This window comes from Bacillus sp. SIMBA_031 (assembly GCF_046535225.1).
Lineage (GTDB): Bacteria > Bacillota > Bacilli > Bacillales > Bacillaceae > Bacillus > Bacillus velezensis.
In genome coordinates this window covers 546,536-553,357 of sequence record NZ_JAWRXC010000003.1, presented here as the reverse complement: position 1 = coordinate 553,357, position 6,822 = coordinate 546,536, and the positions used below count along the sequence as shown (strand labels likewise).

The following is a 6,822-nucleotide window of genomic DNA, read 5'->3' as shown; positions in this document are numbered from 1 at the left end:
GTCTAATTTCGGATAACAATCATCCGTATTCAAACTTGAAGGTGTTTTTATTTGTCTCATCTTATGGGGTCAGTCCCCACCTCTCTTTGATGCCGAAAGCTTTTTTATTGTTTTTTTCTGTGTGCTTCATTGAGCTGTTTAATATGCTGTATCGCAGCTTTGATGCCCTCTTTGGCGTCCGGGTAGGATTGATTCCAATGTTTGACGAGCGGAGGCATGCTTTTTGCGATATGTGTATACAAAATCCACTGCCTGACTTCTTCCTTTACATCCGGGTTTGTTTCGCCAAGCAATAGTTCCGTGTATTTTTCAAGCAGGCCGTCCAGCTGCTGCTGCAGTTTCTCTTCCATACCGTTCCCTTCCCTTTTTCATGATTATGACAATCGGGCGGTGAGGGCCGCTTCCTGCACGATACATCTGCCGCGTCCGTGCGGAATGCAAAGCGGCGTGCCGAACAGCGGGTCTTGCGTTACCTGGCAGTTCATCGCAAAGACCTGCTGTACAAGCTCGCAAGTGATGACTTCTTCGGGACGGCCCTCTGCGTAAATCTGTTTATCCTTAATGGCGACCAGATAATGGGCATAACGGCATGCCAGATTGAGGTCGTGCAGCACCATGACGATTGTGCGTTTTTCTTTTTCATTTAATTCAAACAGCAAATCAAGAATTTCAATTTGATGCGTCATGTCGAGATAAGTTGTCGGCTCGTCAAGCAGAATGATATCCGTATCCTGAGCGAGTGTCATCGCAATCCATGCGCGTTGGCGCTGTCCGCCTGACAAGGAATCCACAGGACGGTCGGCCATTTCCTCAAGCTTCGTCGCTTTAAGCGCTTTTGCCACTGCGTCTTCGTCCTCTTTGGACCATTGCTTCAGCCAGCTTTGATAAGGGTATCTTCCCTGCTTCACAAGCTGATGCACCGTCAGGCCTTCGGGAGCTGACGGACTCTGCGGCAAAATAGCGAGCTCTCTTGCCACTTCCTTCGTCGGAAGCTTAGCGATGGCTTTTCCTTCTAAAAGCACAGAACCGCCCCTCGGTTTCATCAGCCGGGCCAATGAACGTAAAAGCGTCGATTTTCCGCAGCCGTTGCTTCCGATCAATACAGTGATTTCGCCTTTTGGAATCGCGACATCCAATTCGTCAATGATAACAGTTTCTCCGTACCCTAAGCTCAGCGTCTCTGTAGAAATTGCACTCATACCGCTAACCGCTCCTTTTTTGAGTTTCCCAACACTATGTATATAAACAAATTGCCTAAACATTCAACGTGAGATCATGATTATATTGTAACAGAAATTAATGACTCTGAATATCATTATCAATTAGTTTTGGGCAAAAAAGCAGCGGACGGCGGTTATTTTTTTATTTCCGTCATTTCTCCATCGTTCTTTTTCAGTTTCAGATAAAAATGGTCATAGCGGCTGTCCAAATTAAAAGCCGAGAGCACCTGCCGGACGACCTCGCTTTCCTGCATCCGGCTGTTTACGGCAAGTTCTCCGAGGATCATCTTCATTTCATCAAGCGCTTCCTCGCCCTCTCTGTGAACCCCTGAGAGCTTGTCCCGGATGTCTGCCTTTTCATGGCCGCCTTTTCTTTCATACAAACCTTCATAGCGGTTATGCTCCCCGGCTCCGTAGCTGACGCGAAGGGAAAAGCTGCTGTAAGGAACCGGCTTCGCGGATGACACGGGTGTGCTGTCTTGTTCCGCTTCCCGTTTTTCTTCATTCAATCGGCAGCCGGCAATCAGCATCAGCGTAAGACATAAAACGCCCGCCGTCCTGAACCATTTCATGCGATTCACTCCCATTCCATTCCGATCGTTTTTAGGTATTTCCAAGGGAGGCGGCTGTCATTCATTAAACAAAAAAGAACCGGAGCGGTAACACTCCGGCCGGTTCATCTCCAGATTATCATTCAGTCAGCTCTAAAAATTCCTGCACATCCTGTACGGCAAGGCGGACCGCGTCTTCCCAAAACGACCGTTCCGTCAGATCCGCTCCAAGGTGCTTCATCGCCAAATCCTCAACAGTCATCGAAGCCGTGTCACACAAAAGCGCGATATATTTTTCTTCAAAATCCGCTTTTTCCCGAAGAGCTCTTGCATATATTCCAAGCGAAAATAAATAACCGAACGTATACGGAAAGTTGTAAAACGGCACTCCCGTAATATGAAAATGCAGTTTTGACGCCCAGAAATGAGGGTGGTATTCCCCTAATGAATCGCAAAACGCTTCTTTCTGCGCCGCTTCCATCAGTTCATTCAGTTTCTCAGCCGGAACGACGCCCTGCTTCCGCTCTTCATAAAAACGCGTTTCAAATAAAAATCTCGCATGAATATTCATAAACATGGCTACGCTTCTTTGAATTTTATCTTCAAGCAAGAACAGCTTTTCATCCTTTGTCTCCGCTTGTTTCAAAGCGGCGTCGGCGACGATCATTTCCGCAAAGGTCGAGGCTGTTTCAGCCACATTCATGGCGTAGGCTCTGTTCAGCTGCCTCACTTGAAGCATGGCCTCCTGATGGAACGCGTGACCGAGCTCATGCGCCAGCGTCGATACATTCGAAGCGCTTCCGGAAAACGTCATAAAAATCCGGGATTCTCCGCTGTCGGGAAAACTGGTGCAGAAACCGCCGACCCGTTTGCCGCTGCGGTCTTCCGCTTCTATCCACCGATCGCGGAACGCTTTTTCCGTAAATGCGGACAGCTTTTTGCCAAACGTCGAAAATTGGCTGACGATCAGATTAGCCGCTTCATCATATGTGTATTCTTTCGGAGCCTCGCCGATCGGTGCGTCCACATCATACCAGTTCAGCCGCTCAAGCCCTAAAAGAGATGCCTTTCGATTCAGGTATTCGGCAAAAGGCTTTTTATGATCGGTAATGACCTGCCACATGACATCCAGCGTTTCTTTTTTCATCCGGTTGATCGCAAGCGGCTCTTCCAAAGCGCTTTTCCAGCCCCGCGCTTTATAGATTTCCGTGCGGAAGCCGGCCAGATGGTTCAGCGTGCTGCCGAAAAGCTGCTCTTCTCCTTTCCACGCTTCATTAAGCTCTTTGAACACTTGATGTCTGATGCGGCGATCCGGGTGCGCCATCATATTTTCCGCTTGACCGACCGACAGCTCTTTACCCTGAAATGGAATCTTCATTCTGCCGACAGCCGCATTATACAGGTCGCCCCATGCGTGATAGCCGTCAACGGCCAGGCCTTCAATCAGCCTTTCTTCTGAAGCGCTGAGCTTCTCTTTGACACGGTCTCTTCTTTCATTTAAAACATATGTGAGATCCTGAAGTTCCGGTTTTTGCAGCAGCTCCTCCCAGACCCGCTCGTCAATCCGGGCAAGTGTATCGTCAAGGGTGACCAGAGCGGATTTAAAATCACTGCTCAGCTGATTGATCCGCGCCCTCCATTCATTCGCTTTCTGATCATGAGTGTTCTGAGCCTGAAGACAGCCGACGAACGCTCCCGCCTGCCTGATCATGATCGCTGACCGTTCAAACCTATCAATCAGATTGATCAGCTCCCGGCTTTCATCCGCATGCGCCGGAACTGTAAATGCTTCAACCGCATGTTGAAAAGCGCTTAGATGCTTTTTGAGCTCTTGTATGTATTGCTGAAACTCTTCCGACCGGCTCCCGCCCTCAAAAATGGAGTTTAAATCCCATGTTTCCTTCAATCCCTCTAATGCCATCTTTTCTTTACCCCTTTCTATCCGAAGCTGACTCCATTATAAAACAATTCTGACATATTTCCGAACGATTTCTCCTTCTTTCCGCGAGATGATATACACTAAAAGATAAGCACAAACGGGGAGGATTATAAGATGAACAGAAAAATTGCCATTGTAACCGGCGCGACGAGCGGATTCGGGCTGCTGACAGCGCTGAAGCTCGCCCGGTCTTATCATGTCATCGCAACAGCCAGACAGCCGGAGAAAGCTGAAATACTGAAAGAGGCCGCCGCTCAAGCGGGTGCATCCGAACATGTTACGGTCGTTTCTTTAGATGTGACAAATGAGCAGTCGGTGTCTGACTTCGGGAACACCATCAGCGGTTTCGGACCGATTGACCTGCTCGTCAATAACGCCGGCTCTGCGTACGGGGGGTTTATTGACGATGTGCTGATGGAACATTACAGACAGCAGTATGAAACGAATGTATTCGGTCTGATTCACGTCACAAAAACCGTGCTGCCTTATATGCGAAAACATGGCGGGGCGAAAATCTTCAATATCAGCAGTATCAGCGGACTGACCGGTTTCCCGGCTCTATCTCCGTATGTCTCTTCCAAATTCGCGGTTGAAGGATTTACAGAGTGTCTGCGCCTCGAACTGCTGCCTTTAGGAATTGATGCCGCTTTAATAGAACCGGGCTCCTATAAAACGTCTATTTGGGAGACGTCTCTCTCCAATCATCTTACGGCACCCGCCAAAGATTCGCCCTATTACCGCTATTATCAGCAAATCGAAGCTTACTTCAAAGCCAACGCATCCAAAAGCGGCGATCCTGATGACGTAGCGGAGCTGATTTATCAATTGGCACAAAGGAAACGGCTGAAGAAACTGCGGTATCCGATCGGCAGGGGCGTTAAGCTGGCATTGGCTTTCCGCTCACTCTTCTCGTGGTCCGCCTGGGAATCTGTTGTGAAGAAAAAGCTGTTCACTTAAACCTAAATTATAATTATTATAATTTAGTATTGATTTTTATTTGATACGTGGTATAATTATATTAACAGATCACAGGGAGGACGATGAATATGAATACACAAAACGCGAAAAAAACTGAAACTCTTGTTGAGAAATCAATGAACACACAATTATCAAACTGGTTTATCCTTTACTCTAAACTGCACCGCTTCCATTGGTATGTAAAAGGCCCTCACTTCTTTACGCTTCATGAAAAATTTGAAGAACTGTATAACGAAGCGGCAGAAACGGCGGATGCCATCGCAGAGCGTCTTCTGGCCATCGGCGGACAGCCTGCGGCGACTTTACACACTTACCTTGAACAAGCTTCCATTACGGATGAAGGCCAGGAAAAAACGGCTTCCGAAATGGTGGAATCACTGGTTCAAGACTATAAACAAATCAGCCGCGAATCAAAATTTGTCATCGGCATCGCCGAGGAACAAAATGACCCGTCAACTGCCGACCTGTTTGTCGGATTAGTTGAAGAAGCGGACAAGCATGTGTGGATGCTGTCAGCCTACTTGGGAGAATGACGAAAAAAGCTGAACCTCAGTTGAAGGTTCAGCTTTTTTTATGCGTTCAGCTTGCGCTTTCGGTTTGTTTCGTTAATGTGACGTTCAGCGTCTTTTTGCTTCCGCTTCTGAGAACTTGAACAGTCGTCTTATCGCCGATTTTCAGCTGGTTATATAAGATCTGTCTGATATCGGCGCTGCTGCCGACATCTTTGCCGTTCAATTGTACAATGACGTCATTTGATTTGATGCCCGCTTTCGCAGCCGGTGAGCCGGATTGCACTTCTTTTACGTAAACACCCTTAGACAGCTGGTCGCCGAACAGTCCGAGCGTGTTTTCCTGATAGGTTTCCGGCACTTGGGACATGTCAATCATCTGCACACCTAAAAACGGGCGCTCGACTTTTCCTTTTGCAAGGAGCTGGTCGACTATCGGTTCTACATCATTGCTCGGAATGGCAAAGCCGAGTGACTCCACGCCGTTTTCACTGACTTTCATGCTGTTGATCCCGATAACCTGGCCGCTTGAGTTGATTAACGGGCCGCCGCTGTTTCCGGGGTTAATCGCCGCATCCGTCTGAATCACGTTCATTTCCACCGTGCCTTGGGATGTATCGGCGTCTACCGTTCTGTTCAGCCCGCTGATGACACCTTGTGTGACGGTGCCGGAAAACTGCTGGCCGAGCGGGTTGCCGATGGCAATCACTTTATCGGCAATGCGGAGCTTGGAGGAATCCCCGAAGCTGGCCGCTTTTTTGACATTGGACGAGCTGATTTCCAATACAGCCAAGTCGCTGATGGCATCCTTTCCGACAAGCTTTGCCGTTTCGGTTTTCCCATTGTAAAGAGTGACCGACAGTTTGTTCGCCCCTTCTACGACATGATTGTTTGTGATGATGTACGCTTTTTCGCCGTCTTTTTTGAAGATGACGCCTGACCCCGTGCCGCTTTCCGTTTCAGAGCTTGAACCGCCGTCAAGTCCGAACTGGCTGCTTTGCGAAGCTTGGTAGTTGGACACTCCGACAATCGCGGGCTCCAAATCTTCCACCATATCCGCTACGCTTGAGGTATTTTTCAAAGGCGTTGACGTAAAATTCGAAGACTGAACTTGTTTCGTATCAGAAACGGCTTCTGTCTTATGCTGCTCACTCGGCAGGTTCGGCACAATGCCAAGCACGAGGCCGCCGCCGATAATACCGCCTAAAACCGGGCTCAGCCAAGCAGCTCTCCGTTTTTTTTCTTTTTTCACGGCAGCCGTTTTTTCAAATTCCGTACCGGCCGCCGTCTCGTTTTCCGCTTTCGAGACGGGCTCTTCAAGCAGCTCGGGCTCCTGATGGCTGATCCGCTGCTGTTCATTTCTGTTTTGTTCCGTATGTGAAAGATCTGACTGATCGCGGCTTCTGCCGTCATCTCGATGATCATTCATATTCACGCACACTCCTTCAGCATGTTTTCATTCTATCGATTACATATTCATCGCATGTACAAATTCTATTGTCCCAATAATAAGGAGAAAAGCAAAGCTCCAAAACAAAATGTGTTTGAACATGTTATCTTCCCCGCTTTTTTTCTTCCTTTCTTCCCTTATACACATCATAAACAAACATTGTGGGATAAAAATG

At 48.1% G+C, this 6,822-nt stretch carries 6 protein-coding genes and 1 pseudogene; 2 read left to right on the top strand and 5 right to left on the bottom strand.

From position 1 onward, the window contains the following. Positions 1–104: 104 nt before the first annotated feature. The 4 genes and pseudogenes from SB724_RS12715 to SB724_RS12700 form a co-directional block, all read right to left on the bottom strand. Positions 105–372, bottom strand: a pseudogene (locus tag SB724_RS12715) (YusU family protein). Positions 373–374: 2 nt separating this feature from the next. After that, positions 375–1,199 carry an ABC transporter ATP-binding protein gene (locus SB724_RS12710; protein ID WP_012118397.1) on the bottom strand — a complete coding sequence of 275 codons (825 nt, stop codon included), beginning with the start codon at positions 1,197–1,199 and terminating at the stop codon, positions 375–377. Positions 1,200–1,354: 155 nt separating this feature from the next. Beyond that, positions 1,355–1,792: a YusW family protein gene (locus tag SB724_RS12705; protein WP_045208839.1), complete on the bottom strand. Its 438-nt coding sequence runs from the start codon at positions 1,790–1,792 to the stop codon at positions 1,355–1,357. Positions 1,793–1,910: 118 nt separating this feature from the next. Next, positions 1,911–3,692 (bottom strand): M3 family oligoendopeptidase, encoded by a 1,782-nt coding sequence (locus tag SB724_RS12700; protein WP_410571377.1) that lies wholly within the window; start codon positions 3,690–3,692, stop codon positions 1,911–1,913. Positions 3,693–3,824: 132 nt separating this feature from the next. Here SB724_RS12700 and SB724_RS12695 point away from each other — a divergent pair, with 132 nt between their 5' ends. Together SB724_RS12695 and SB724_RS12690 are read left to right on the top strand one after the other, a co-directional pair. Continuing rightward, positions 3,825–4,667: an oxidoreductase gene (locus SB724_RS12695; RefSeq protein ID WP_029973594.1), complete on the top strand. Its 843-nt coding sequence runs from the start codon at positions 3,825–3,827 to the stop codon at positions 4,665–4,667. A gap of 89 nt (positions 4,668–4,756) precedes the next feature. Next, positions 4,757–5,221 carry a Dps family protein gene (locus SB724_RS12690; RefSeq protein WP_007410071.1) on the top strand — a complete coding sequence of 155 codons (465 nt, stop codon included), beginning with the start codon at positions 4,757–4,759 and terminating at the stop codon, positions 5,219–5,221. Positions 5,222–5,267: 46 nt separating this feature from the next. Here SB724_RS12690 and SB724_RS12685 read toward each other — a convergent pair whose 3' ends face one another. Beyond that, positions 5,268–6,626, bottom strand: coding sequence for a S1C family serine protease (locus tag SB724_RS12685; protein ID WP_410571374.1), 1,359 nt, complete (start codon positions 6,624–6,626; stop codon positions 5,268–5,270). Between the last annotated feature and the right edge of the window lie 196 nt (positions 6,627–6,822).

Excerpts from the sequence above, each read along its gene's own strand:
- SB724_RS12705 (WP_045208839.1), bottom strand. The coding sequence starts at position 1,792 with ATGAAATGGTTCAGGACGGCGGGCGTTTTATGTCTTACGCTGATGCTG.
- SB724_RS12690 (WP_007410071.1), top strand. The coding sequence starts at position 4,757 with ATGAATACACAAAACGCGAAAAAAACTGAAACTCTTGTTGAGAAATCA.
- SB724_RS12695 (WP_029973594.1), top strand. The coding sequence starts at position 3,825 with ATGAACAGAAAAATTGCCATTGTAACCGGCGCGACGAGCGGATTCGGG.
- SB724_RS12700 (WP_410571377.1), bottom strand. The coding sequence starts at position 3,692 with ATGGCATTAGAGGGATTGAAGGAAACATGGGATTTAAACTCCATTTTT.
- SB724_RS12685 (WP_410571374.1), bottom strand. The coding sequence starts at position 6,626 with ATGAATGATCATCGAGATGACGGCAGAAGCCGCGATCAGTCAGATCTT.
- SB724_RS12710 (WP_012118397.1), bottom strand. The coding sequence starts at position 1,199 with ATGAGTGCAATTTCTACAGAGACGCTGAGCTTAGGGTACGGAGAAACT.